This is a genomic window from Allostigmatella hybrida (assembly GCF_020103775.1).
GTDB classification, from domain to species: Bacteria; Myxococcota; Myxococcia; order Myxococcales; family Myxococcaceae; genus Hyalangium; species Hyalangium aurantiaca.
The window spans coordinates 319,398-343,525 of record NZ_JAHXBH010000003.1; the positions used below are offsets into that span (position 1 = coordinate 319,398).

Annotated in this window: 23 protein-coding genes; 9 read left to right on the forward strand and 14 right to left on the reverse strand. The window is 69.9% G+C overall.

Annotation, left to right across the window (positions count from 1 at the left end; genetic code table 11):
- Nucleotides 1–29: 29 nt before the first annotated feature.
- Entirely contained in the window at nt 30–1,193 is a 1,164-nt protein-coding gene (locus KY661_RS08400; protein WP_225409706.1) for a serine/threonine protein kinase, read from the reverse strand.
- Nucleotides 1,194–1,362: 169 nt separating this feature from the next.
- On the opposite strand from KY661_RS08400, the gene KY661_RS08405 reads away from it, so the two are divergent.
- Both KY661_RS08405 and KY661_RS08410 read left to right on the forward strand, forming a co-directional pair.
- The gene (locus tag KY661_RS08405; protein WP_225409707.1) at nt 1,363–1,593 is read left to right on the forward strand and encodes a helix-turn-helix transcriptional regulator; all 231 of its coding nucleotides are present in this window, start codon (nt 1,363–1,365) and stop codon (nt 1,591–1,593) included.
- Nucleotides 1,594–1,641: 48 nt separating this feature from the next.
- On the forward strand, nt 1,642–2,484 hold the full coding sequence (locus KY661_RS08410; protein WP_225409708.1) for a hypothetical protein: 843 nt from the start codon (nt 1,642–1,644) through the stop codon (nt 2,482–2,484).
- Between the two features lie 9 nt (nt 2,485–2,493).
- Here the strand turns inward: KY661_RS08410 and KY661_RS08415 are convergent, their stop codons facing one another.
- The 4 genes from KY661_RS08415 to KY661_RS08430 are packed head-to-tail and all read right to left on the reverse strand — an operon-like array spanning nt 2,494 to nt 6,723.
- Nucleotides 2,494–4,854, reverse strand: a complete 2,361-nt coding sequence (locus tag KY661_RS08415; protein WP_225409709.1) for an FdhF/YdeP family oxidoreductase — start codon at nt 4,852–4,854, stop codon at nt 2,494–2,496.
- A gap of 37 nt (nt 4,855–4,891) precedes the next feature.
- Entirely contained in the window at nt 4,892–5,350 is a 459-nt protein-coding gene (locus KY661_RS08420) for an Hpt domain-containing protein (RefSeq protein ID WP_225409710.1), read from the reverse strand.
- A complete protein-coding gene (locus tag KY661_RS08425) occupies nt 5,347–6,348 on the reverse strand; it encodes a GAF domain-containing protein (RefSeq protein ID WP_225409711.1) in 1,002 nt (333 codons plus the stop codon). The genes KY661_RS08420 and KY661_RS08425 overlap by 4 nt, the downstream gene beginning before the upstream one ends.
- Nucleotides 6,349–6,723, reverse strand: a complete 375-nt coding sequence (locus KY661_RS08430; protein WP_225409712.1) for a response regulator — start codon at nt 6,721–6,723, stop codon at nt 6,349–6,351. It abuts the gene before it with no gap.
- 150 nt (nt 6,724–6,873) lie between these two features.
- Between KY661_RS08430 and hutU the strand changes: the two genes are divergently transcribed.
- From hutU to KY661_RS08450, 4 genes are all read left to right on the forward strand, one after another.
- Nucleotides 6,874–8,529, forward strand: a complete 1,656-nt coding sequence (hutU, locus tag KY661_RS08435; RefSeq protein ID WP_225409713.1) for a urocanate hydratase — start codon at nt 6,874–6,876, stop codon at nt 8,527–8,529.
- An 8-nt stretch (nt 8,530–8,537) separates the two neighbouring features.
- Nucleotides 8,538–9,257, forward strand: a complete 720-nt coding sequence (locus KY661_RS08440; RefSeq protein ID WP_225409714.1) for a hypothetical protein — start codon at nt 8,538–8,540, stop codon at nt 9,255–9,257.
- The gene (hutI, locus tag KY661_RS08445) at nt 9,258–10,526 is read left to right on the forward strand and encodes an imidazolonepropionase (protein ID WP_225409715.1); all 1,269 of its coding nucleotides are present in this window, start codon (nt 9,258–9,260) and stop codon (nt 10,524–10,526) included. It begins immediately after the preceding gene.
- A gap of 85 nt (nt 10,527–10,611) precedes the next feature.
- On the forward strand, nt 10,612–11,433 hold the full coding sequence (locus tag KY661_RS08450) for a class II glutamine amidotransferase (RefSeq protein WP_225409716.1): 822 nt from the start codon (nt 10,612–10,614) through the stop codon (nt 11,431–11,433).
- 1 nt (nt 11,434) lies between these two features.
- Here KY661_RS08450 and tsaE read toward each other — a convergent pair whose 3' ends face one another.
- The 8 genes from tsaE to tilS form a co-directional block, all read right to left on the reverse strand.
- Complete coding sequence (tsaE, locus tag KY661_RS08455; RefSeq protein WP_225409717.1) at nt 11,435–11,911, reverse strand: tRNA (adenosine(37)-N6)-threonylcarbamoyltransferase complex ATPase subunit type 1 TsaE; 477 nt, start codon at nt 11,909–11,911, stop codon at nt 11,435–11,437.
- Nucleotides 11,908–13,443 (reverse strand): NAD(P)H-hydrate dehydratase, encoded by a 1,536-nt coding sequence (locus tag KY661_RS08460; protein WP_225409718.1) that lies wholly within the window; start codon nt 13,441–13,443, stop codon nt 11,908–11,910. The genes tsaE and KY661_RS08460 overlap by 4 nt, the downstream gene beginning before the upstream one ends.
- A 2-nt stretch (nt 13,444–13,445) precedes the next feature.
- A complete protein-coding gene (gene acpS / locus KY661_RS08465) occupies nt 13,446–13,823 on the reverse strand; it encodes a holo-ACP synthase (protein WP_093515020.1) in 378 nt (125 codons plus the stop codon).
- Nucleotides 13,824–13,826: 3 nt separating this feature from the next.
- Nucleotides 13,827–14,552, reverse strand: a complete 726-nt coding sequence (locus KY661_RS08470) for a pyridoxine 5'-phosphate synthase (protein WP_225409719.1) — start codon at nt 14,550–14,552, stop codon at nt 13,827–13,829.
- Between the two features lie 99 nt (nt 14,553–14,651).
- Nucleotides 14,652–16,043 (reverse strand): phosphoglucosamine mutase, encoded by a 1,392-nt coding sequence (gene glmM / locus KY661_RS08475; RefSeq protein WP_075006246.1) that lies wholly within the window; start codon nt 16,041–16,043, stop codon nt 14,652–14,654.
- A gap of 154 nt (nt 16,044–16,197) precedes the next feature.
- The gene (gene folP / locus KY661_RS08480) at nt 16,198–17,442 is read right to left on the reverse strand and encodes a dihydropteroate synthase (RefSeq protein ID WP_225409720.1); all 1,245 of its coding nucleotides are present in this window, start codon (nt 17,440–17,442) and stop codon (nt 16,198–16,200) included.
- Nucleotides 17,443–17,529: 87 nt separating this feature from the next.
- Nucleotides 17,530–19,449: an ATP-dependent zinc metalloprotease FtsH gene (gene ftsH / locus KY661_RS08485; RefSeq protein ID WP_225409721.1), complete on the reverse strand. Its 1,920-nt coding sequence runs from the start codon at nt 19,447–19,449 to the stop codon at nt 17,530–17,532.
- A gap of 177 nt (nt 19,450–19,626) precedes the next feature.
- Entirely contained in the window at nt 19,627–20,958 is a 1,332-nt protein-coding gene (gene tilS / locus KY661_RS08490; protein ID WP_317987232.1) for a tRNA lysidine(34) synthetase TilS, read from the reverse strand.
- 469 nt (nt 20,959–21,427) lie between these two features.
- Between tilS and KY661_RS08495 the strand changes: the two genes are divergently transcribed.
- The 3 genes from KY661_RS08495 (at nt 21,428) to KY661_RS08505 (ending at nt 23,583) form a co-directional block, all read left to right on the forward strand.
- Complete coding sequence (locus KY661_RS08495) at nt 21,428–21,631, forward strand: TIGR04563 family protein (RefSeq protein WP_002617649.1); 204 nt, start codon at nt 21,428–21,430, stop codon at nt 21,629–21,631.
- Nucleotides 21,632–21,639: 8 nt separating this feature from the next.
- Nucleotides 21,640–21,912, forward strand: coding sequence for a TIGR04563 family protein (locus KY661_RS08500; RefSeq protein WP_225409723.1), 273 nt, complete (start codon nt 21,640–21,642; stop codon nt 21,910–21,912).
- A 117-nt stretch (nt 21,913–22,029) separates the two neighbouring features.
- A complete protein-coding gene (locus KY661_RS08505) occupies nt 22,030–23,583 on the forward strand; it encodes a ChaN family lipoprotein (protein WP_225409724.1) in 1,554 nt (517 codons plus the stop codon).
- Nucleotide 23,584: 1 nt separating this feature from the next.
- Here KY661_RS08505 and KY661_RS08510 read toward each other — a convergent pair whose 3' ends face one another.
- Nucleotides 23,585–24,079 carry an MmcQ/YjbR family DNA-binding protein gene (locus tag KY661_RS08510; protein WP_225409725.1) on the reverse strand — a complete coding sequence of 165 codons (495 nt, stop codon included), beginning with the start codon at nt 24,077–24,079 and terminating at the stop codon, nt 23,585–23,587.
- Nucleotides 24,080–24,128 lie beyond the last annotated feature (49 nt).

Genomic DNA, 24,128 nt, shown 5'->3' on the forward strand with positions numbered 1-24,128 from the left:
CTGCCTCCCCGCCAACCACCCTCCCCCCCCTACGGGGAGGAATCCCGCTTGCGCCGCTTCTCCGGCGGGGCGATGCGCCGGGGCAAAGGCCCCCGGGGGCGCAGGCGCGGGGCGGCGCGGACCAGGGCCGTCACCTCGCGCTCGGCCTCGGGCCGCCCGTACATGGGCCCCAGGCGGAACAGGTGCATGCGCAGCTCGTGGCCGAACTCCGCGCACGAGGCGTAGCGGTCGCTGCGCCGGGGCGCCAGGGACTTGCGCAGCAGGGGGCGCAGGCCCGTGGGCAACATGCGCGTGGCCTCCGCCACGTCCCGCGCGCTCAGCGCCCGGATGCGCTGGACGAAGCCCTCGGTGAGGGTGCGCAGCTGCGTCTTCAGATCCGCGGCGAGCACCACGCCGGCCCGGTCCCGGGGCCCCAGGGCCTGCGCCTCGTCCATGCGCCGCCGCAGATCGCGCATCTCCAGGGAGAGCCGCTCGGCGCCGTCCACCAGGGGCCTGCCGGTGAGCACGTGGAAGAGCACCGCCCCGAGCGAGAACTGATCCGTGCGCCCATCCAGCATCCCCTTGCGGGTCAGCTCGGGCGAGGAATAGGCGAGGTTGCCCGGCAGCACGTCGTCCTCGGTGGGCTGGCGCCCGGGCAGCGTGGACCAGACGGTGCCGAAGTCGGTGAGCTTCACCTCGCCGCGGCGGCCCACCACCAGGGTGAGGGGCGACACGTTGCGGTGGACCAGCCGCAGCCAGCGCCCCTCCTCGCTGGTGAGCTCGTGGGCGTGGTGAAGCGCGTCGGCCACCTCGACGCCCAGGTAGCAGGCAAAGGCCTCCGAGAGGACCTTGCCCGTCAGGGCGGAGAGCTCCAGGAGGGACTCCAGCCGGTGGCCCTCCACGTGCTCCAGGACGAGGTAGGGATCGCCCGTGGTGCCCTGCACGTCGTGCAGTCCGGCGATGCCGGGGTGGTGGAGGCGCGAGGTGACGGCCACCTCCTCCATGAGGCGCCGGTAGTCCTCCTCGCGGCAGTCGCGGCTCAGGCGCTTGAGCACGACATAGTCGCCGGAGGTCTTGTCGAAATGCCGCCGGGCCAGCAGCAGTTCTCCGTGCCAGGTCTTCTCCAGGGGACGGATGAGTTCGTAGGTCGTGTGCCCGGACTGCAGCAGGACCGGACCGGAGGCCGGGGGGTGGCCCGGGGGCGGGCTCGGCATGGACAAGGCTCCTCTTTCCTCTGGGGAGGCATGGGGCTCCCGCAGGACAACCCTGAAGGTAAATTTACGGCCACTCTACGTCGAGAGTTGCCTCCGATTGAAAGATCGAGTGGAAAGACGCCGCGCGCGTGATGGCGTACGCTGTGGGTTCCAACGGAGTCTGCCGCCCATGAGTCAGAGACAACGGGCCCTGGCCCTCGGTGCCGCCCTCCGGGAGGCGCGCGAAAAGACAGGGCTCAGCCAAGAGGAGATCGCCGCCCGCGTCGAGTTGCACCCGATGACGTATGGGGGCATCGAGCGGGGCCGCTTGCTGCCCAGCGTCTCCACGCTGACGCGGCTGTGCGTCCTGCTGAAGATTGATCCGGACGACCTGCCCGACCTGCAGGATCTCCAGGATTAGCGCGAGCCACAGCACCCCTCAGAAATGCTTGTCCCGCCGTCCACCACCATGCGCGAGACCATTGAGTTTCGGATCGCCGAGGAGCGTGCACGACAGTTCCTGGAGCCAGACCTCGGCGTGCCTCTGGGAGAAGGCCTCCGCAAGGTCGTCCTGCCCCTTTCCGATCCGCAGGTGCGGCACATCCAGCAGCTTGAGCAGGAGCACCGCCGGAGGGGTGGCGTCTTCTTCACCTATTGGCGCATCCACCGGAGCTACTCCGCAAAGGAACTCCAGGCCGCAGAACTCCTGAACCTCGCCATCCGCTCCTACTTCGAGCCTCCGGGCACTCTGTGCGGTACCGGGTACGACGAATCCGTGGCCTGCGCGCATTGCGGCAGTGGCGCCCGGCAAGTCACCCCGCTCACCCTCGACACGCGGCGCATTCCCAAGGGGAAGGACTTCGCACAGACGATTGCGGGAGAGATTGTGGTCTCGCCGCGGCTGGCGAATGCATTGGTGGAACGCGGTATCCGCGGAGCGGACTACCAGCCTGTGCTGCACCACGGACGCCACAGGCCCGAGCCCTCGGACTGGAGGCAACTCGTCATCACGTCCAAGCCCGTCCGGCTTCATGCGCGAACCGTCACCGGTGTTCACCCTTTCGAATTGGATGACGAGGGCGAACACTGCTGTCCCAACGGGCACCTTGCCGGGCTCAACCAGATTTCGGAGCTGGCCGTCGAACGGGACAGCTTGGACACCAGCGACTGGTGGCGCACCGACAAGCTGTTTGGCGTCAGGCGGGGCGAACTACGTCCCGAGCCCCGGCTTCTCATCTCTCAGAAGCTGCGCGAAGTCCTGGTGAAGGAGAAGGCCAAGGGCTTCGCGCTCGAGGTGGCCCACGTTGTGTGAAACCACCGCTCAGGCAAGCTCCTGGGCGGGGGCCACGCTGATGACCACCGACTTGGAGGTGGGCGTGCGGCTCTTCTCCGCGACGCTGTCGATGGGCACCAGCACGTTGGTCTCGGGGAAGTAGGTCGCCGCGCACCGGCGCGGAATCCGGTAGGGCACCACCACGAAGCGGCGCGCCACGCGCTTCTCCCCTTGGAAGTGGCTCGTCAGGTCCACGCTCTGACCTTCCGCCAATCCGAGCGCCCGGATGTCCTCCGGGTTCATCAGCACCACCCGCCGGCCGTTGAGGATGCCCCGGTACCGGTCATCCATTCCGTACACCGTGGTGTTGTACTGATCGTGACTCCGCAGGGTCATCATCAAGAGCTGTCCGGGCTCCAGCTCGATGCGCGGCAGGGGGTGCACGGTGAAGTGCGCCTTGCCGTCCGGCGTGGTGAAGCGCCCCTCGCGCGGTCCGTTGGGCAGGTAGAAGCCCCCCGGCTCCCGGACCCGCTGGTTGAAGCGTGAGAAGCCGGGAACGGTCCGGGAGATCAGCTCGCGGATGGAATCGTAGTCCTTCACCTTGCCGGTCCAGTCCATCTGGCTGCGCGCGCCCAGAACCGCCTGGGCCAGGGAGGCGACGATGTCCGGCTCGCTGCGCAGGGTGGGCGCCGCGGGCGCCACCGCGCCCCGCGAGGCATGCACCACCCCCATCGAGTTCTCCACCGTGACGAACTGCGCCCCACCCGCCTGGACGTCGCGCTCGGTCCGTCCCAGGCACGGCAGGATGAGCGCCCGCCGACCGTGGATGAGATGCCCCCGGTTGAGCTTGGTGGACACGTGCGCGGTGAGGCGCGTGCGGCGCAGGGCCTCGGCGGTGAACTCCGTGTCCGGCGTCGCGGAGAGGAAGTTGCCCCCCAGCGCGAAGAGCACCTTCACCTGCCCCTCGTGCATGGCGCGAATGGTGGCCACGGTGTCCAGCCCGGGTTTCCGGGGCGCCGTGAAGCCGAACTCCCGCTCCAGCGCCTCCAGGAACGCGGCCGAGGGCTTCTCCAGGATGCCCATGGTGCGATCGCCCTGCACGTTGCTGTGGCCACGCACCGGGCAGAGCCCCGCGCCCGGCTTCCCCACGCTGCCGCGCAGCAGCGCCAGGTTGACGACCTCCTGGATGTTGGCCACCGCGTTGCGGTGTTGGGTCAGCCCCATCGCCCAGCAGAAGATCGTCTTCTCCGAGCGGGCCAGGATCTCCGCCGCGGCGAGGATCTGCTCGCGCGGCACGCCGCTCTGCTCCACCACGGAGTCCCAGGAGAGGGCGCGCAGGGCCGCCGCATACGCCTCGAACCCCACCGTGCGCTGAGAGATGAAGTCCCGCGCCAGCACCCGGCCCGGGAACTTGGCGTCCTCTTCCAGGAGCGCCTTGCCCAGCCCCTGGAGCAGCGCCACGTCCCCGTTGACGCGCACCTGGAGCCACAGCCGGTTGATGGCCGTGCCGGGCCCGCCCAGGAGCTGCAACGGCTCCTGAGGATGCTTGAACCGGTTGAGGCCCGTCTCCGGCAGCGGGTTGATGCTGACAATCTGGGCCCCCCGACGCGCCGCCTCCTGGAGCGAGACGAGCATGCGCGGGTGGTTGGTGCCCGGGTTCTGTCCGATGACGAAGATGGCCTCGGCCTTCTCGAAGTCCTCCAGCGTCACCGTGCCCTTGCCGATCCCGACCGTCTCGGTGAGCGCCGCGCCGCTGGACTCGTGGCACAGGTCGGCGCAGTCCGGCAGGTTGTTGGTCCCGAACTGCCGGACGAAGAGCTGGTAGAGGAACGCCGCCTCGTTGCTCGTGCGCCCCGAGGTGTAGAAGCACGCCTCGTCCGGTGAGCCCAGGGCGTTGAGCTCCCCGGCCACCAGCGCGAACGCCTCTTCCCACGAGAGCGGCTCGTAGTGGGTAGCCCCCTCCCGCAGCACCATGGGGTGCGTCAGGCGGCCCTGCTTCCCGAGCCACATGTCGGATTGCCGCGACAGTTCCTCCACGCTCCACTGGCGAAAAAACTCGGGCGTCACCCGCGCCGAGGTGCCCTCCTCCGCCACCGCCTTGGCGCCGTTCTCGCAGAACTCCGTCACGGTGCGGTGGCCGTCCGGCTCGGGCCACGCGCACCCGGGGCAGTCGAAGCCATCCTGCTGGTTGATCTTCAGCAGCAACTGGGTGCCCCGCACCGGCCCCGCCTGCCCATAGACATGCTGAAGCGCAGACACCACCGCGGGCATGCCCCCGGCGACCGTCTTCACGGCCTCAATGTCCGGAGGCCGCGTCTCCAACGGTGGCTGAGCGCTGGGAAGGGCGGCAGGCCGCTCCCCGGGTGAACCCGCTGCCGTCCCCTGCCCGTTGCTCCGCTCGTCCGCCATAGAACCTCCTCGGGGCGAGCCTAACACCGGGGCTAGGTCATCTCACCGGGCCTCTTCCCCTCGGAGGCGCCGCCAGCACCTCGTCCGGCCGGCCCAGCCCTACCCCCGTCCGGACCAGTTGCAGGAGCCGCTCCTGGAGCGCGGTGGGATCCACCTCGGTCCGCCCCCGCCCTTCCCCCGGCTCCCCGAGCAGCAGGCGGAGCGCCTCCACCGACTGGAGCAGCAACGAAGCCACAGCGGTCCCCGGTGGCAAGTCGCGCGCCACGAACAGTTGCAGCACCCGCTCCACGGCGTGCATCAGCTCGGAGGCCTCCGGAAACCCCATCATCCGGCAGTTCCCCTGCAGGGTATGAACGGCGCGGAACAACCCCTTGAACCCCTCGGCATCCCTCGGGGATTCCAGTGCGCGGCAGGAGCGCTCCATGTCCTGAAGCAGCCCCCGGACCTCGGCCCGGAAGGTCCCCCGAAGCGCCTCCATGTTGTCGAGCTGCATCATCCCCCCCTCAGCGTCTTGAGCAACACCGTCCCATCGTCGGAGCGAAAGCGTAGCTTGCGGCCGAAGGCGCCTCCCACGTCCTCGGCGACGAGGGGAATGTTCAGTTCCTTCAGAAGCGCCCGGGCCAGCTGGGCGTTGCGCTGGCCCAGGCTCGCCCCCGTCTCGGGCGCCGCGCCCGCCAGCACCGCCCCGCCGAACATCCCCGCTTGCAGGTGCTGCGGCTTGCTGCCCAAGCGCGTCAACTGGTTCACGAGCGTGGGAATGGCCAGGTCGCCATAGCGGATGGACGGCGCCTGCAGCGGGGGCGCCCGGGGCAGCAGGAAGTGGCTCAATCCTCCCCGGCGCAGGTGCGAGTCCCACAGCGACACCGCGACGCACGAGCCCAGGACGGTGGTCACCTCGGAGGGCGTATTCGAGGCGAAGATCTCCCCCGGATGGAGGTAGAGCGAGCGGAGGCCCGCCGAAGCCAGCGCCGGGGCCGGGGCTGGTGCCCGCTCGGGCGGAAGCGCGGCCGGCTCCCCCGCGAAGGCCAGCACCCCGTTCTCCGCGAAGAGCGTCAGCAGTTCGAGGTCCTCCGCCTCCAAGCCCCACTTCTGGGGCAGCAGCCGGAAGAGCGCGAGCACCCCGTAGATGCGCTCGCCCTGGCGGATGGGGATGCACGCGGTGAGCCCCGCCTCGTGCACGCTCGCCCCGGCGGCGCTGGTCCGGCCGCTGAAGTGCGGCACGCCCCCGCGCGCCACCTGGCCGAGGATGCCCTGGAGCCGCAGCAGGCCCTGGACGTGCTCCCGCGTCAGCCCCATGGAGACGACGTGCGAGAAGGCCATCGTCCCCGGGTTCAATGCCAGCAGCACATACTCCTCACAACCGATGAGCTGGGAGACAATCTCCCCCATCACCTCCAAGACTTGGGATGGCTGGGTACTGGCCGTGAGGCGCTGGAGCGCCGCGGCGGCCCGGGGACGGAAGGCTGGAAGCTTCTGGGTGGCGGTGGACGTCATCTAGCGGCCCAGGAAGTTTTCGATCTTCGCCCTCAGCTCATTCCCATTGAATGGCTTGGTGACGTAGTCGTTGCAGCCGCTCTCGTAGCCCCGCTCCACGTGCTCCAGGCTCGCCTTCGTCGTGACCAGGATGATGGGGGTGGTGCACGTGCTCCTGTCGGAGCGGAGGATCCGGCACACCTCGAAGCCGTCCATCCCCGGCATCACCACGTCCATGAGGATGAGGTCCGGCTGCTGCGCGAACGCGGCCTCCACCGCCTCCCTGCCGTTGCTGGCGCTCAGCAAGGCGTAGGGCTCGTCCTGAAGGAGCAGCCGCTCCATCAGCAGCACCGTGGGTGAATCATCAACCAGTAAAATCTTCTTTTGAGTGAACATGTGCCTTCCCCCCCAGCTGCGGCATCCAGGATTAACGCACGCGGCCCCCCCGCGTTCAATCTGTGGCAAATGACGCGCTGGGCGAGTGTCCGGTTCGGATAATCTGGGTAGTGGTCCATCTGCCGTTTCACGAATCGACGGAGTCCCTGAATGTCCCGTGTCATCCGCGCCCCCGTAGGAAACACCCTGTCGTGCAAGGGCTGGGTCCAGGAAGCCGCGCTCCGGATGCTGATGAACAACCTGGATCCCGACGTGGCCGAGCGCCCCGAGGATCTCGTCGTCTATGGAGGCACCGGCAAGGCCGCGCGGGACTGGCCTTCGTTCGACCGCATCGTCTCCAGCCTCCAGTCGCTCACCGACGAGGAGACGCTGCTGGTCCAGTCCGGCAAGCCCGTGGGCGTGCTGCGCACCCACCCGGACGCGCCCCGCGTGCTCATCGCCAACTCCAACCTCGTGGGCCGCTGGGCCACGTGGGAGCACTTCCACGAGCTGGAGCAGAAGGGGCTGATGATGTACGGCCAGATGACGGCCGGCTCGTGGATCTACATCGGCACGCAGGGCATCCTCCAGGGCACCTACGAGACGTTCGCGCAGGCGGGCCGCATGCACTTCGGCTCGGCGGACCTGTCCGGGCGCCTGATACTCTCCGGCGGCCTGGGCGGCATGGGGGGCGCGCAGCCGCTGGCGGCCACCATGAACAACGCCGTCTTCCTGGGCGTGGAGATCGATCCGCACCGCGCGCAGCGCCGCGTGGAGACGCGCTACCTGGACGTGGTCGCCGAGAGCCTGGACGAGGCGCTGGCGCTGGTGAAGGAGGCCCAGAAGAAGCGCGAGGGCCGCTCCATCGCCGTCATCGGCAACGCGGCCTCGGTGTTCCGGGAGCTGTACCGCCGGGGCATCACCCCGGACCTGGTGACGGACCAGACGAGCGCGCATGATCCGCTCAACGGCTACATCCCCGCGGACCTGTCGCTGGAGGCCGCCACGGAGCTGCGCCGGCGCGACCCCGAGGAGTACGTGCGCCGGGCCCGGGAGACGATGGGCGTGCAGGTGCAGGCGATGCTGGACTTCCAGCGCGCCGGCAGCCACGTGTTCGACTACGGCAACAACCTGCGCGGCCAGGCGCAGCTCGGCGGCAAGGAGAACGCCTTCGAGTTCCCCGGCTTCGTGCCCGCCTATATCCGCCCCATGTTCTGCGAGGGGCTCGGGCCCTTCCGCTGGGTGGCGCTCTCGGGAGATCCGGCGGACATCCGCCGCACGGACCAGGCGGTGCTGGAGCTGTTCCCGGAGAAGGAGTCCCTGCGCCGGTGGATCCACATGGCGCAGCAGCGCGTGGCCTTCCAGGGCCTGCCGGCGCGCATCTGCTGGCTGGGCTACGGGGAGCGCGCCCGGGCGGGACTCGCCCTCAACGAGCTGGTGCGCAAGGGCGAGGTGAAGGCCCCCATCGTCATCGGGAGAGACCATCTGGACTGCGGCTCGGTGGCCTCGCCCAACCGGGAGACGGAGGCCATGCGCGATGGCTCGGACGCGGTGGCCGACTGGCCCATCCTCAACGCGCTGGTGAACGCGGTGAACGGCGCCTCGTGGGTGTCCTTCCACCATGGCGGCGGCGTGGGCATGGGCTACTCGCTGCACTCCGGCCAGGTCATCGTCGCGGATGGAACCCCGGAGGCGGCGCGGCGCATCGAGCGGGTGCTCACCGTGGACCCGGCCATGGGCGTGCTCCGGCACGCGGACGCGGGCTACCCGGAGGCCATCTCCGTGGCGCACGAGCGCGGGGTGAAGATTCCCGGTGTGACCGTGTGAGGCCCGGCATGTGGCGTGGACAGGTGAAGGCGCTCCTCGGGCTCGGGGGGCTGGTGTGGCTCGCGAGCTGCGCGCCCGCCACCATGAGCCCCATGGTGATGCGGCTGGGGCCGGGCAACCCGGAGCGCTCCTTCTTCCAGGCGGGCCTGCGCGGGGGCCCGCGCCTGTCGGCCCCCTTCGAGAACAGCGTGGACCCCGCCAACTTCGCGGGCAACGAGACCAGCTTCTCCACGCAGCAGTGGTCCCTGGCCTACGACGTGGCCTTCACCGAGCCGATCAACGAGCGGCTGTTCCTGCACATGGGGGTGCAGGGGGAGTTCTTCTACCCCCTGCCCCTGCCCGGCTACGGCCTCTACACAGGCCTCTCGACGTACGTGGGCAACCCCCGCTGGGGCCTCTCCCCGGCGCTCGTGCTGCGCGGGGCCACGGACTTCGGCCTCAGCTCGCGCGGGGGGCCGGGAAGCCTCCTCGGCGCGGAGAGCTCCATGGCCCTGTCGCTCACCCCGGAGCCGGGGGTCGCCCTGGGGGTGGTGCCCTTCCTTGGCATCCACCGGGTCTTCTCCGAGGGCGCCCGGGCCACCGCGCTCTATTACGGCGCGGCCCTCGCGGTGCAATTTCCCCTGGGCCCCCGGGGACGGCTCGAGCTGTCGGGAGGCTTTGGCCGGGCCAAGACGGGAAGCTCCAGCACCTGGAACGCGCCCATCGCCGGGGCGAGGTGGGGACTCTGAATGGAACCGCTGGAACTGTTGATTCGCAACACCTCCGAAGTGCTCACCGTCGAGGGCTCCCACCGCGAGCCCGCCGAGCGCGCCCTCACCCCGAAGCCCCAGGCCTGCGTGGGGGTGCGCGGCGGCCGGGTGGCCTGGGTGGGCCCCGAGGCGCAGCTGCCGCCCGGCGCCGTGACGGCGGGCACCCAGGTGCTGGATGCCGGGGGCATGCTCGTGGGTCCAGGCTTCGTGGATCCCCACACGCACCTGGTGTTCGCAGGCGAGCGCGCCTCCGAGTTCGATCTGCGCTGCCAGGGCGCCACCTACCTGCAGATTGCCCAGGCCGGCGGCGGCATCGTCAGCACCGTGCGCGCCACGCGGGCCGCGAGCGAGGAGGAGCTCATCCGGCTCGCCCTGCCCCGCCTCCAGCGGCTGCTGGAGTACGGCGTCACCACGGCCGAGGTGAAGAGCGGCTACGGGCTGGACCTGGAGAGCGAGCTGAAGATGCTGCGCGTGGTGCGCCGGCTGGCGCCGCTCACGCCGGTGGAGCTGGTGCCCACGCTGCTGTGCGCCCACGCCGTGCCCGAGGAGTACAAGGGCCGCCGGGAGGCCTACGTGGAGCTATGCGTCCAGGAGATCCTCCCCGCCGTGGCCCAGGAGGGCCTGGCCCGCTTCTGCGACATCTTCGTCGAGCAGAGCGCCTTCACGCCAGACGAGGCGCGCAGGCTCCTGGGGGCCGCCAAGGCCCTGGGGCTGCGGCCCCGGCTGCATGGCGATCAGCTCACCTCGGGCGGGGGCGCGGAGCTGGCCGCCGAGCTGGGCGCGGCCACGGTGGACCACCTGGAGCACGTGAGCGAAGCCGGTATCCGCGCCCTGGCCGAGGCGGACGTCACCGCCGTGCTCGTACCCACCTCCACCCTCTTCCTGCGCATGCGCCCCTATGCCCCCGGCCGCAAGCTGCGCGACGCGGGCGTCAACGTTGCTTTGGGCACCAACGTGAATCCGGGCTCGGCCATGTCGGAGAACCTGCCCCTGGCCCTGGGACTTGCCTGCCTGGAAAACGGGCTGACGGCGGCCGAGGCGTACTGGGCGGCCACCCGGGGAGCGGCCCTCGCCCTGGACTTGCCCTCTCAAGGCAGGCTGGCCGTGGGTGATAAAGCCGATCTCGTTATTTATTCGTGCTCAAACCATCAACACCTGCCCTACCACCTCGGAGTGAATCACGCTCGCTCGGTGTTGAAGTCAGGTCGCGTGGTGGTGTCTCGGATGGACGCGGCGAACTGTTGTTAAAGAGGAATTTAACGTCCTCTACACTCTGGCCATCCCGGAGGACACGCCCTTCCAGCCAAGGCTGGAGTTATCATTCTCGAAAGCCATGTGCCGCCTGTTTGGATTCCGTTCCGCAGTTCCCGCCGCCGTTCATCCCTCGCTGGTGACGCAAAAGAACTCGCTCGTCATCCAGTCACGTGAACACAAGGATGGTTGGGGAATCGCCGCCTACGGGGCGGATCCCACGCCTCGCGTGGCGCACGGTGTGGGCGCGGCCCACAGCGATCCGGACTTCCACCGGGTGAGCAGTCTGGTGTCCTCGCACACCGTGGTGGCGCATGTTCGCCTGGCCTCCGTGGGGGCGGTCGAGATGCGCAACTCGCACCCGTTCCTGCACGGCCGCTGGTCGTTCGTGCACAACGGCACGCTGAGAGACTTTCCCCAGCACCAGAAGGCCCTGGAGGCGCTCATCCACCCGGAGTTCCGCGTGAACATCCAGGGCACGACGGACTCGGAGCGCTGCCTCTACCTCTTCCTCACCCGGCTGTCCGCGCGGACCGCGCTGGATGCGCCGGCGCGGGTGGACGACGTGGCGCGCGCGCTCGCCGAGACGATGCAACTGGTGGCGGAGCTCACCGACAAGCCGGGCCAGCCCCGCTCGGCGATGAACTTCCTCGCCACGGATGGGGAGGTGATGGTGGCCACGCGCCGGCACCGCACGCTCTTCATCAGCGATGGGCGCCGCGGCGCTTGTGGGAAGACCTCCCTGCCGGTGGGCACGCGGCTCGATCAGCTCGTCATCGCCAGCGAAGCGCTGTGCGGCGATCAGACCGGCTGGGAAGAGATCCCCGAGGAGGGGATCGTCGGCGTGGATGGCCAGCTCGTCCTGCACCGCTGGTCCGTGCAGGACTTCGCCCTGTCACGCTGATTCACGGCAGCCAGGCGGTCAGCAGCGCCGCGGGCCGGGCCCCGAAGGCCTCGGCCTGAAGCTCCCGGGCATCCTCCGCGGTGGGGCGCAAGGTGAGGCGCAGGAACTCGCGCGGCGCCGCCCCCGGCACCTGATCCAACCACTCCACCAGCACCGCGCCCGGGCCTCCCACGAGATCGAAGAACCCCGTGGCGTAGAGCTCGTCCTCGTCCGCGATGCGGTAGAGGTCCGCGTGGTACAGCGGAATGCGCCCGCTGTAGGGATAGACGATGGCGAACGTGGGGCTGGCGACCTCCGAGCGAGGCACCTCGGCCCCCTCCGCCACCCCACGCACCAGGTGCGTCTTGCCGGCCCCCAGGTCTCCCACGAGGCCGATGAAGTCCCCGGGCTGCAGCAGCGTGCCCAGGCGCACGCCCAGCCGGTGCGTTTCCTCGGGAGACTCGGAGCGCACGGTGCGCGTCAGCGTGGGAGGGCTCACCGCTCCCACCGCGTCCAGACGTCGCACAGCCCCTGGAGGAGGTCTCCCGCGATGAGCCCCACCTTGCCGCTGCGCCGCGCGGCGAGATCTCCCGCGAGGCCATGGGTGTAGACGGCGGCCCAGATGGCGTCCGGGACCGGGAAGCCCTGCGCGAGGAACGCGCCACAGATGCCGGAGAGCACATCCCCCGTGCCGCCCGTGGCCATGCCCGGGTTGCCCGTGAGGTTGATGAAGACGTCCCCATCGGCGCTCACGGTGAGCGTCCGGGTGCCCTTGAGCACGAGCGTCACCCCGTGCTCCATCGCGAAGTCCCGGGCCACCTCCATCCGGCGGGCCTGGACGTCCTTCGTGGACAGCCCCGTGAGGCGGGCCATCTCGCCCGGATGGGGCGTGAGCACCACCTGGCGCTTCGCGCGGCGCAGAACGCTCAGGTCCGAGGCCACGGCGTTGAGCGCATCCGCGTCCAGCACCACGTCCGCGTCCACGCGCGCGAGCAGCTCGCCGATGAGCTGGCCCGTCTCCGGCCCCCGGGGAATGCCCGGACCGATGACGAGCGCATCCTTGCCCTCGGCCGCCGCAAGCAACGGCTCCAGGTCCGCGAGGCCCAAGGGCCCCGAGGCCTCCAGGGGGATGCCCATGATTTCGGGCGCGTGGGCCATCACGCCCTCCAGCACCTCCGCGCGGGTGGCCACGGAGACGAGCCCAGCCCCGGAGCGCAGCGCCGCCCGGGCCAGGAGCGCCGCCGCACCCGACTTGCCCCGGCTGCCGGCCACGCCCAGTACGTGCCCATACGTCCCCTTGTGGCTGTCCGCGCGCCGGGGCGGCAGGGCCCCCCGGGCATCGGCCTCCTCCACGAGGCGCGGCACCCCGGGCCCCGTGAGGCTCCGGGCCGCCGCCAGGGACAGCCCGATGTCCACGCGCCGCACCTCGCCGCACAGCGAGGCGCCCGGCTCCAGGATCTGCCCCCGCTTGAACAGCCCGAAGGCAACGGTGACGTCCGCCTCCACGCATGGGGTGAAGGGCTCGCCCGTGTCGCTCTGCAAGCCGGAGGGCACGTCGGCGGCCACCACCCGGGCCCCGGCCCCACGCCACCGCTCGATGCGCTGGATGGCCTCCGCGAACGGCCCCGCAGGCGCCCGGCTGAGCCCGGTGCCAAAGAGGGCATCCACCACCACGTCCCCTGGCCCCAGCTCCGGCAGGGCCCCCAGGGACTGCGCCGTGAAGGCGGCGGACTCCAGCGCCTTCAGGTTGCGCTGGGCCTCGGCGGTCATCTTGCCGCGCTCGCCCACCACGGCCACGGACAGGCGCGCCCCGCCCTCCCGCAGGAAGCGCGCGGCCACCAGCCCATCCCCACCGTTGTTGCCCGGGCCGCAGACGACGTTGAAGCGCGCCTGGGGGCCCGCCACGCTCCGGGCCACCTCGGCCAGGGCCCGGCCCGCGTTCTCCATGAGCAGCGCCGAGGGCATTCCGTGCTGGGACTCGGCGGCCTGCTCGGCCTCGCGCATCTGTGCGGCGGTCAGGACCCACTGCATCGTCAGGCTCGCTCCTGCAGGATGACGGTGGCCGCGGCCACCCCCGCGTCATGGGTCATCGTCAGCAGCGCATCCAGCCGCCGCCGCTCCATCACCTCGTGGGCCACGCCGGAGAGGACGAAGCGCGGCATGCCCGCGCCCCGCACCACCTCCATGTCCTGCCAGCTCAGCCCCGGGGGCGCGCCCAGCGCCTTCACCAGGGCTTCCTTCGCGGCGAAGCGCGCCGCATAGGCGCTGGCCGCGTCCGCCCGGCCGCTGCACAGGGCCCGCTCGGCGGCCGTGTACACGCGCTCCAGGAAGCGCTCGCCGCGCGGCCCTTGGAGGATGCGCTGGATGCGCTCCACCGAGCAGATGTCCATGCCCAGCCCGACAATCGCCATCGCCTACCCCGGGTCGCGCATCAGCTCCAGCATCTCACGCACCGCGCGCTCGAAGCCCACCAGCACCGCGCGCGCCACGATGGCATGGCCGATGTTCAGCTCGTCGATCTCCTGGATGCGCGCGATGGGCTGCACGTTGTCGTAGTTGAGCCCGTGGCCCGCCGCCACGCTCATGCCCAGCTTCGCCGCGCTCTTGGCCGCGTCCACGATGCGGCCGAGCTCCCGCGCCCGCTCGCGCTCGTTGCGCGCCTCGCAGTAGCGCCCCGTGTGCAGCTCGATGCGGTTGGCATCCACCTTGTGCGCCGCGCGCACCTGGTCCAGGTCGGGGTCGATGAACAGCGAGACGATGATCTCTCCGTCCTTGAGGTTCTTGATGATCTTCGCCACCGCCTCGCGCTGGCCCGTCACGTCGAGCCCGCCCTCGGTGGTGAGCTCCTCGCGCCGCTCGGGCACCAGCGTCACCACGTCCGGCTTGTACTCGTAGGCGATCTTCACCATCTCCGGGGTGGCCGCCATCTCCAGGTTGAGCAGCGTCTGGCACGTCTCCCGGAGGATGCGCAGGTCGCGGTCCTGGATGTGGCGCCGGTCCTCGCGGAGGTGAATGGTGATCTGCCGCGCACCGGCCAGCTCCGCCAGCGCCGCGGCCGTCACGGGATCCGGATAGGTGGTGCGCCGCGCCTGCCGCAGCGTCGCCACGTGGTCCACGTTCACACCCAATCGCTGAGTCATCGGCCACTCCTCGCGCACGGAGGGCTTCGGGCATCCCACGTCCCGGTCCGCGCCGGCCCTTCTATTCGTGGCCGGCGCGCGGAAGTCAACACCGCCGGGTCAGTTCAGCGCGCGCGAGAGCGCCTCGGCGATTTCCCGCGCCAGGGCCTCGTTGCGCGCCGCGTCCTCGCCCTCGATGAGGATGCGCACCTTGGGCTCGGTGCCCGAGAAGCGCACCAGCACGCGGCCGTCGCTGCCCAGGCGCTGCTCCACGCTCTGGATGACCTTCATCACCTCGGGCAGCTCGCCCAGCTCGCGCTTGTGGCGCACGGTGATGTTGACCAGCGTCTGGGGCACCGGCTCGAAGATGGAGGCCAGCTCGCTGAGCGGCTTGCCCTGGCGGCACATCACCGCCAGGAGCTGCAGCGCCGCCAGCGTGCCGTCGCCCGTGGTGGCGTGGTCCAGGAAGAGCAGGTGTCCGCTCTGCTCGCCACCCAGGTTGTAGCCGTGCTTGCGCATCTCCTCGACGACGTAGCGGTCGCCCACGCGGGTGCGCGCCACCTTGACGCCAAAGCGCGCCACGGCGCGCTCCAGGCCGATGTTGCTCATCACCGTGGCCACCAGCGTGTTCTTCTTCAGCTCCTGGCGGGCCACCAGCTCGCTGGTGCAGATGGCCATGATGGCGTCGCCATCCACCACCTTGCCCTTCTCGTCCACGACGATGAGGCGGTCGGCGTCGCCATCCAGCGCCAGCCCCAGCTGGGCGCCGTGCGCCACCACCGCCTGGGCCAGGTTCTCCGGGTGGAGCGCGCCGCACTTCTCGTTGATGTTCGTGCCGTCCGGGGACACGCCCAGGGTGATGACCTTGGCGCCCAGCTCCTCGAGCACCGCGGGGGCCGTCTTGTAGGCGGCGCCGTTGGCGCAATCCACGACGATGGTCATCCCCTCCAGCGTCAGCTCGCGGGGGAAGGTGGCCTTGAGGAAGACGATGTAGCGGCCGCGCGCGTCATCCAGGCGGAACGCCCGGCCGACGTTGTCCGCCGTGGGACGGATGGCATCCATGGCGCCGGTGGACAGCAGCTCTTCAATCTTGGCTTCCGTCTCGTCCGGCAGCTTGAAGCCATCGCGCCAGAAGAACTTGATGCCGTTGTCCTGGTACGGGTTGTGGGAGGCGGAGATGACCGCGCCCGCGTCCGCGCGCATGGACGTGGTGAGGTTGGAGATGCCCGGGGTGGGCAGCGGCCCGGTGAGCCACACATCCACCCCCATGGAGGTGATGCCCGCGGAGAGCGCCTGCTCCAGCATGTAGCCCGACAGCCGGGTGTCCTTGCCGATGATGACGCGGTGACGGTGCGGCCCGTTGCGGATGAGGTACGCCAGGGCCCGGCCCAGCTGCATCGCGACCTCGGCGGTCATCGGGTAGACGTTGGCCACCCCGCGCACGCCGTCCGTGCCGAACAACCTCTGTGACGCCCGCTCCTCCTTGGGAGACATATTCACCTTATAAGCCATGTATGCCGCCTCTCACCTTGTCCCGTGCCGGAATACCTGCGGGGCATCCCGGAGGGCCCCTACACTGTTCCGTGCGGGCTCGAAGCTATGAAGCCAGGGACCGGCGAGCAACCTCCCCGGCGTGCATAGACCCCTTGACGACCTGCACCTTCAATCACCTACCTCGGCCCCCATAGGCCGAGCCCCCGTCCGTGGCGCCGCGCACCGCGTCCACCACGGCGAGCACGTCCTTCGCCTCGGCTACGTCGTGCACGCGGACGACATCCGCCCCGCCCAGGGCCGCCATGCCAGCGACCGAGCCCAGCGTCGCCGCCAACCGTTCGGAGGCCGGCTTGCCCCCGGTGAGCGCCCCCAGGAAGCCCTTCCGGCTGGTGCCCACGAGCACCGGCAGCCCCAGCACCCGGAGGTCCGCCAACCGGCGCAGCAGGAACAGGTTGTGCCCCAGCGTCTTGCCGAAGCCGATGCCGGGGTCCACGAGGATCCGCCCCCGGGGCACCCCGGCCGCCACGGCCCGGGCCACGCCCTCCTCCAGGAAGGCGAGCACCTCCCCCAGCAGATCCTCATAGTGGGGCGCGGCCTGCATCGTCTCCGGCGTGCCCTGCATGTGCATGAGGCAGCAGGCGGCCCCGGCCTCCGCCACCACGCGCGGCAGCTCCGCGTCGAAGTGGAAGCCGCTGATGTCGTTGATCAACCCCGCCCCGGCCCGGAGCACCTCGCGCGCCACGGCCGCCTTGGTGGTGTCCACCGAGAGCGGCACGGGGGTGCGCGCCCGGAGCCCGGAGACGACGGGCAGCACGCGCTCCAGCTCCTCCTCCGCGGACACCGGGCGAGAGCCGGGCCGGGTGGACTCGCCCCCCACGTCCAGGATGTCCGCGCCCGCCTCTGCCAGCTTCAGCCCATGGGCGATCGCGGCGTCCGCCGAGGCATGGCGCCCCCCATCGGAGAAGCTGTCGGGCGTCACATTCACCACGCCCATGACGTAGGTGCGCGCCCCGAAGGCGAAGTCCTGCTCGCCCAGGCGCAGCGGCGCGGGGGCCGCCACCGACTCCAGCCCCTGAACGAGCGCGGCCACCAACCCCGCGAGCGCGGCGTCCTCCTTCGCGAAGGCCACCAGCCGCTCGAACTGCTCGCGCCGCCCCACCAGGAGGCCCGTGCCCAGCCGGGTCTTCGGGTTGCCCTCGATGTAGACGGGGTACTCCTCCCGCCCGGGCGCCGTGGAGGCCTCGAAGAGCCCCACGAGAAACCGCCCCTCGACCCGCGTCAGCCCCGTGAGCAGCAGCCGGTACTGGGGCAGCTTCTCCAGCAGATACTCCTGGGCCGAGGTGGGGAGCCCCATGCGCTGGAACCCGAGCGCCACCTCGGAGGGACGCTCGGCGAGCAAGGGGTAGACACGGATCATGACGAGGCTCCGAAGGGCAGCGAGCGCGAAAAACAAAAGGCCCTCCCCGCAGTGCGAGGAGGGCCGGAAACCACGTTGGGCTGAAAACTAGGCCTTGTTCGGCTCCATCTTCGGGATGGACTCCAGCGCGTCGAGGATCTTCCGCTTGTCCTTCTTCTCGGTGGGCTTCGGCGGGGGGGCGATCAGGCGCGGAGCAGGCCGCTCACGGGTGAGCGAGCCACCCTGGAGGATCACGTTCACGTCCTCTGCATCCAGGGTCTCGTACTCCACGAGCGCTTCGGAGATGCGCTGGAGGACGTCCTTGTGATCCGTGAGGAGCTGCTTGCCGCGCTCGTAGCAGCCGATGACGATGCCACGCACCTCGGCGTCGATCTGCCGCGCCGTGTCCTCGGAGTAATCCTTCGAGGAGTTGAAGTCGCGGCCGAGGAACACCTCGCCCTCGCTCTTGCCGAAGGCCAGGGGCCCAAGCTTCTCGCTCATGCCCCAGCGGCAGACCATGGCGCGGGCCGTCTCGGTGGCACGCTCGATGTCGTTCGAAGCGCCGCTGCTGACCTCGTTGTGCAGCAGCTCCTCGGCGAGCCGGCCACCCATGGCCATGGTGATCTGATCGAGGATCTGCTTCTTGTACCCGTTGACCTTGTCCTCGGTGGGCAAGCTCCAGGTGACGCCCAGGGCCTGGCCGCGCGGGATGATGGTGACCTTGTGCAGCGGGTCGCACCCGGGCAGGAGCTTGGCGAGCAGCGCATGGCCGGCCTCGTGGACGGCCGTGTTCCGCTTCTCCTTCTCGGTCATGATCATGGACTTGCGCTCCGGGCCCATGAAGACCTTGTCCTTGGCGGCCTCGAAGTCGCTGAGGTCCACGCGCTCCTTGTTCTGGCGCGCGGCCATCAGGGCCGACTCGTTGACCAGGTTCTCCAGATCCGCGCCCGTCATGCCGGGAGTCCCGCGGGCGATGACGTCCAGCTCCACGTCCGGCGCCAGGGGCACGCGGCGCGTGTGCACCTTGAGGACGCCCAGGCGGCCCTTGAGGTCCGGACGGGGCACCACGATGCGGCGGTCGAAGCGGCCGGGGCGCTGGAGCGCCGGGTCCAGCACGTCCGGACGGTTGGTGGCGGCGATCAGGATGACGCCCTCGTTGGACTCGAAGCCGTCCATCTCCACGAGCAGCTGGTTGAGCGTCTGCTCGCGCTCGTCGTGACCGCCGCCCAGGCCCGCGCCACGGTGACGGCCCACGGCGTCGATCTCGTCGATGAAGATGATGCAGGGGGCGTTCTTCTTGCCCTGTTCGAACAGGTCGCGCACGCGGCTGGCGCCCACGCCCACGAACATCTCCACGAAGTCCGAGCCGGAGATGGAGAAGAAGGGCACACCGGCCTCACCGGCCACCGCGCGGGCCAGCAGCGTCTTGCCCGTACCCGGCGAGCCCATCATCAGCACGCCCTTGGGGATGCGGCCGCCCAGCTTGGTGAACTTCTTGGGGTCCTTGAGGAAGGCGACGATCTCCTCGAGCTCCTCCTTGCACTCGTCGGCCCCGGCCACGTCGGCGAACGTCACCTTGTTGTGGCTCTCGTTGAGCAGCTTGGCCTTCGACTTACCGAAGGTCATCGCCTTGCCGCTGCCGCCCTGGAGCTGGCGCATGAAGAAGATGAAGAACAGGAACAGGAAGACCACCGGCATCCACTGGCCGAGGATGGTCAACCAGAGGTTGTTCTGCTCCTCCTTCTCGTACTTCACGTCCACGCCCATGTCCTGCAGCTTGGTGAGCATGGAGGTGTCCGCGGCGGGGCCCGTGGTGCGGAACCGAGCCTTGGTATCGACGTAGTCACCGGAGTAGGTGTTGCCCTTGACCGAGATGGCGCGAACCTTCTTCTCCTCGACCTTCGCCAGCAGCTGCGTGAAGGTGGGCTCCTCGACCTGCTCATTGCCTTGAGAGAAGAAGTTGTAGAACGCCACGAACAGGACGATCAGGATGACCCAGAGGCCAATGGTCTTGTAAGTCGAACGCACGTGTCTGCTGCCCTTTCGATGCTCGGCGGGATGGGGCCACGCTTCAAAAATTCCAACTATTCCAGCATGTTGTCCCGACGCCAGCGAGCCGCTCGACGTTGGACCGTATCAGCAACAACAAAAAGCCCTCAACTATTTAAGGCTCTGTCGCTTTCCCCACTTCACTGCCTGGGAACTCTATAACGAAGCGCCTCCTTCTCTGCTTGAACCTGGAGGCACAGCCCGCAGCGAGTGTCTGGAAGCCACCTTCTCCAAAGGGGCCGTCCACACGCCGGGCACCCAGAGCACCTCGCCTCGTGCATCCACGACCACGGGCTGGAGGTTTCGACGCTCGGCGGGAACGCGCAGGTCCACGAAAACATCCTGCAGCTTGCGCGAGCCGCCCTTTCCGTGGAGCCGGTCTCCCGGGCGTCGAAGGCGAACCGTGAGGGGCCAGCACGTCTCGTCGGGCAGCCGGAGGACGAGCACGCCCGAGGCCCCCGCCTCTTCCAGCGCCTCGAAGTGCCAGCCAATGCCCTTCAGCGTGCCGGACGCGCCAGGCCCCGCGAGGTACAAGGGTTCGGAAGCGGGCACCGGGTCCACGGCCCTGACGCACCGCACCAGCCCTCCCGACGCACGCAGCTGGAGGCCCTGGGTGAGCGTCGTGGACCTGCCCCTTGCCACCGCGCCCAGCACCCGGCCGAGGGTCGCGGCATCGACCCCGGCACCTGCCTCGGCCAACAGCCGGGCGAGCACCCGGCGTCGCAACGGCAGCTCCAACGCGCGAAGCCCGACGGCGTCGAGTCCCCCTCCCGCGCACCACAAGCGGTCCCAGGCGGTCTGCGCCCACGCTTGAAGCAGGGCATCGTCCTCCGATGCCCACCGCGCGAAGGATGCCAGCCGCTCCGTCACCGGGTAGCCCACCGCCTCGGAGAGTGCAGGCAACACCCCATGGCGGATCCGAGCTCGGAGGTAGCGCGGATCCGCGTTCATCGGATCCCTCGCGAAGGCCCTTCCCTGCTCCTGGAGAAAAGCCTCCACCCCCTCACGGGTGAGGCCCAGCAGGGGCCGCACCACCTTTCCCCGCGTGGGCATGATGCCGGTGGCGCCCCGGAGCGAGGTTCCCCTCGCGAGCCGCATGAGGAGCGTCTCGGCCTGATCCGACGCCGTGTGCGCGGTGGCGATCGCCGCCAGCGCCCGCTCGGCGCGAAGTGCTTCGAGGGTGGCGTACCGCGCCTCCCGTGCGCGCGCCTCCACGCCGGGCCCCGGCTTCAGCCGGAGCGGGCGCACGTGGCACACCAGTCCCTTCTCCGCGGCCAGACGCTCGACCGCTCGGACCTCGTCCTCAGCCTCGGGCCGCAGGCCGTGATCCAACGTGGCCACCTCCACCGTGAGCCCCAGGCGCTCGCGCACGAGCGCCGTGCCCAGGAGCAGCGCGGTGGAGTCCCCACCTCCCGAGACCGCAAGCAGCACGGAGCCGCGCACGAGCCCTGCGGAACGAAACGCCTCCTCCAGCGTCTCAAGGATCAAAGCGGTCGCGTGAGGGAGACGGGGCATCAGCAGGGCGGGGAATGGATTTTTCGCGGACCCCGTTACATGGCACGCGGAGGGGTGAAGGTGCCAGGGACGGCGCAAACGAGTCCCTCCCCGGCTGGTGGGTTGGAAAGTGGGGCGGAATAGAAGCTGTGGCCGCCACTGTTCATTATCTGAGAGTGGATCTCGAAAATTCTTGACGTTGGGCCTAGGGGTCCCCCCCCTCCCCCTCTGGGCCCACGGGGCCGCTGGGATACGTTTCCGGCGGTCCCTCTTTCCGGAACGCCCCGGGCCTCCTCGCGAGGTCCGGGGCGTTTCCCTTTTGGGCCTCTTTCGCACTTTCGCCCGAGAAGTTGCGCGGAGTTGCGCGATGGCCTTCCGAAACCGTTGACCCGCTGGTGCGTCTGTCGGATAACCCCCCCGGTGTGTACAGGTCGTCCCCTCGCATCCGCTCCGGAGACTCGGTATGGCAGGCACCGATAAGCGCAAGCAATCGCTGTACTTCCCCGAAGAGATGTTGAAGGAAATCCAGGAAGAGGCGACCCGCCAGGACCGCTCCCTGTCATGGGTCGTTCAGCAGGCGTGGAAGATCGCTCGTGAGCGCATCAAGGCCTTCCCTGCCGTCAACGATGTTACCGGCGACGAACGCCAAGACCCCCGCGAGGAGTAACCCCGAGCATGTCGTCCACTGACCATCGCAAGCAGAGTCTTTATTTCCCGGAAGATATGCTCGAGGAGATCCAGCGCGAGGCGACTCGTCAGGATCGCTCCCTCTCCTGGATCGTCCAGCAGGCCTGGAAGGTGGCCCGCGGTGACATCCGGAAGATGCCTTCCGTCAACGACGTGCTCAGCCCGGTGACGCCGAAGCCGGTGACGCCCGCCCCGGTCCCGGTGGCCGCTGCCGCCCCGGTCCCGGTGGCGCCCGCGGTCGACGGAGAGCCGAAGCCCTGAGCCGCGCGGTTCCCCGGCCCTCCACCTCGCGTGGGCCGGGGCAGTTTCCCAGGGTGATCAGCGCCGTTTTTTTGCTGCCCCCATGAGTGCGTGCGACGGTGACGCCGCTCCCACTCCATGCGCGCGTCGCTTGCCCTCCACCTTGCCCTGTTTCGCCGTCAGAAGGCCCTGATCGCCCGTGCGGTCGAAGGGCAATCCACCGCCTTCCGTGCCTACGAGGCCCGGTACCGGCGCAGGACGGCCAGCTACCACCAGGTCCTCCCGCTCACCGCCGTGCACCAGCAAGTGCTGGCCGCGGACGTGGTGTACGTCGGCGACTACCACACCCTGCCGCTCGCCCAGGAGACCTACCTGGGGCTGGTGGCGAGGACCCTCGGCACCGGCCGCCGCACCGTGCTCGCGCTGGAGTGCGTGGAGGGACGCCACCAGGCCGCGCTCGATGCGTACCTCGCCGGAAAGCTCCCGGAGCGCTCGCTGCTGGCGCGGCTGGGGCATGCGCCCGGGGCCGCGGCCGACGGCTGGTCCAGCTTCCGTCCCCTGCTCGCCTTTGCCCGCCGTCACAAGCTGGAGGTGGTGGGCATCGATCGCCGGGTCCAGGGCGAGCACTCCCTGGCGCTGCGCGATGCGTATGCCGCCGAGCGCATTGCCCGGGCCGCCCGCGCCGAGGACCGGCCGCGCGTCCTGGTGCTCGTGGGCCAGTACCACATCACCCCGTGCCACCTGCCCGCCCAGGTTGAGCGGGCGCTGGGCGAGGCCCACGCGCGGCGCGGGCTCGTGGTGTACCAGAACTGTGAAGGCGTCTACTGGCGGCTGGCCCGGGAGGGCCGCGCGGGCGCGGTGGAGGCCGTGGAACTGCCGGACGGCTCCCTGTGCCTGCTGAACGCCTCGCCCGTGGTGTGCCAGCAGAGCTTCCTGGACTACCTGGAGGCCGAGGCGGGAGATGCGCCCCTGCGCGAGCGAAGCGCGGCGGAGCGCTTCCGGGAGATGGCGGGCCTGATTGCCCGGCTCGCGGGAGTCCAGGTGGGCCGGGCGCTGGACGCGGTGGAGGTGGCCACGGCGGCGGACGGGGACGTGCTGGCGCGCATCCAGCAGCGGGGCCGCTTCACGCAGGCGGAGCTGGGCCAGCTGCGGCGGCACATGCTCTCGCGCGAGAGCAGCTACATCCCCCGGGCCCGGACGGCCTACCTCGCCTCCTTGTCGCTGAACCACGCCGCGGAGGAAGCCGCGCACTTCGTGCGGCACTGCGCCGTGGGGGACGCGATGGAGGCGGCCCGGCGCGCCTCGGATGCGTTCTACGCCCGGTGCCTGGAAGAGGCGCTGGGCTTCTTCGGCTCGAAGCTGGTGAACCCCCGGCGGGGCTGCGCGGGGCTGGCCGAGTGGGCGCGCCGGTTCGGCGAGAGCCGGGGCGTGGACCGGCAGATCGCCGCGTTCGTGCTGGCCCACAAGGCCGCGGAGAGCGAAGGGCCCGACGAGGCGGTAAAGCTGCTCCCCCTGCGCAAGGACCGGCTCTTCCACGGCGTCAGCCACGCGCTGGGCTACCTCCTGGGAGAGGCGCTCTACCGGGCCTTCGACTCGGGGCAGGTGGAGAAGGCGGAGATCCGCGCCCTCTTCCGGGATCCGCTCCTGGACCCGCGCAGCACCTACTTCCACTGGGTCCACCGCCTGGGCTGAGTCAGCGCGCCCGCATCGCCGTCTTCTTCACCGCCTTCTTCGCCGTCTTGCGCGCCGCGGGCTTCTTCGCGGCGGCGGGCTTCTTCACGGCCGAGGCCTTCTTCACGGCAGTGGGTTTCTCAGGCCCCTTCCCTTCCAGCCCGGCCACGAGCTTCTTCGGGGCGACGGCGCGGTAGCTCTCGTCGATCCACTGGCGCAGCAGCTCCAGGGGCGGCTTCTCCTTCGGGCCGAACTTGACCGACACCCAGCCGCTCTTGCCGAGCCCGTACCCGGTGGGCGTGGCGAAGGGCATCATCAGCGCCGCCGCGTTGGACTGCGGCAGCTTGATGGACAGGCCGACCTCATCGGCATCGGTGCCCAGGAAGACGAAGACCTTGCCCTGGACCTTGAGGACGAGCTCCCCCCAGGGAAAATCCTCGTGGGCTCCGGGATAGCCGAGCGCGAAGTCGCGCAGGGCCCGCCGATGAGGGTTGTTCACACCTTTGCCTTCGGCCATGACGATTTCCTTCCCATCTCAAATAAGATTGACTCGCGAATCAATACCC

What these genes read in the sequence shown, in the direction of transcription:
- hutI (WP_225409715.1), top strand. Translation starts at nt 9,258, where the DNA reads ATGGAACCGCTGGAACTGTTGATTCGCAACACCTCCGAAGTGCTCACC.
- KY661_RS08470 (WP_225409719.1), bottom strand. Translation starts at nt 14,552, where the DNA reads ATGACTCAGCGATTGGGTGTGAACGTGGACCACGTGGCGACGCTGCGG.
- KY661_RS08440 (WP_225409714.1), top strand. Translation starts at nt 8,538, where the DNA reads ATGTGGCGTGGACAGGTGAAGGCGCTCCTCGGGCTCGGGGGGCTGGTG.
- KY661_RS08430 (WP_225409712.1), bottom strand. Translation starts at nt 6,723, where the DNA reads ATGTTCACTCAAAAGAAGATTTTACTGGTTGATGATTCACCCACGGTG.
- acpS (WP_093515020.1), bottom strand. Translation starts at nt 13,823, where the DNA reads ATGGCGATTGTCGGGCTGGGCATGGACATCTGCTCGGTGGAGCGCATC.
- KY661_RS08510 (WP_225409725.1), bottom strand. Translation starts at nt 24,079, where the DNA reads ATGGCCGAAGGCAAAGGTGTGAACAACCCTCATCGGCGGGCCCTGCGC.
- KY661_RS08505 (WP_225409724.1), top strand. Translation starts at nt 22,030, where the DNA reads ATGCGCGCGTCGCTTGCCCTCCACCTTGCCCTGTTTCGCCGTCAGAAG.
- KY661_RS08425 (WP_225409711.1), bottom strand. Translation starts at nt 6,348, where the DNA reads ATGACGTCCACCGCCACCCAGAAGCTTCCAGCCTTCCGTCCCCGGGCC.
- KY661_RS08415 (WP_225409709.1), bottom strand. Translation starts at nt 4,854, where the DNA reads ATGGCGGACGAGCGGAGCAACGGGCAGGGGACGGCAGCGGGTTCACCC.
- KY661_RS08400 (WP_225409706.1), bottom strand. Translation starts at nt 1,193, where the DNA reads ATGCCGAGCCCGCCCCCGGGCCACCCCCCGGCCTCCGGTCCGGTCCTG.
- folP (WP_225409720.1), bottom strand. Translation starts at nt 17,442, where the DNA reads ATGATCCGTGTCTACCCCTTGCTCGCCGAGCGTCCCTCCGAGGTGGCG.
- hutU (WP_225409713.1), top strand. Translation starts at nt 6,874, where the DNA reads ATGTCCCGTGTCATCCGCGCCCCCGTAGGAAACACCCTGTCGTGCAAG.
- KY661_RS08420 (WP_225409710.1), bottom strand. Translation starts at nt 5,350, where the DNA reads ATGATGCAGCTCGACAACATGGAGGCGCTTCGGGGGACCTTCCGGGCC.
- KY661_RS08405 (WP_225409707.1), top strand. Translation starts at nt 1,363, where the DNA reads ATGAGTCAGAGACAACGGGCCCTGGCCCTCGGTGCCGCCCTCCGGGAG.
- KY661_RS08410 (WP_225409708.1), top strand. Translation starts at nt 1,642, where the DNA reads ATGCGCGAGACCATTGAGTTTCGGATCGCCGAGGAGCGTGCACGACAG.
- KY661_RS08450 (WP_225409716.1), top strand. Translation starts at nt 10,612, where the DNA reads ATGTGCCGCCTGTTTGGATTCCGTTCCGCAGTTCCCGCCGCCGTTCAT.
- KY661_RS08495 (WP_002617649.1), top strand. Translation starts at nt 21,428, where the DNA reads ATGGCAGGCACCGATAAGCGCAAGCAATCGCTGTACTTCCCCGAAGAG.
- KY661_RS08500 (WP_225409723.1), top strand. Translation starts at nt 21,640, where the DNA reads ATGTCGTCCACTGACCATCGCAAGCAGAGTCTTTATTTCCCGGAAGAT.
- glmM (WP_075006246.1), bottom strand. Translation starts at nt 16,043, where the DNA reads ATGGCTTATAAGGTGAATATGTCTCCCAAGGAGGAGCGGGCGTCACAG.
- KY661_RS08460 (WP_225409718.1), bottom strand. Translation starts at nt 13,443, where the DNA reads ATGCAGTGGGTCCTGACCGCCGCACAGATGCGCGAGGCCGAGCAGGCC.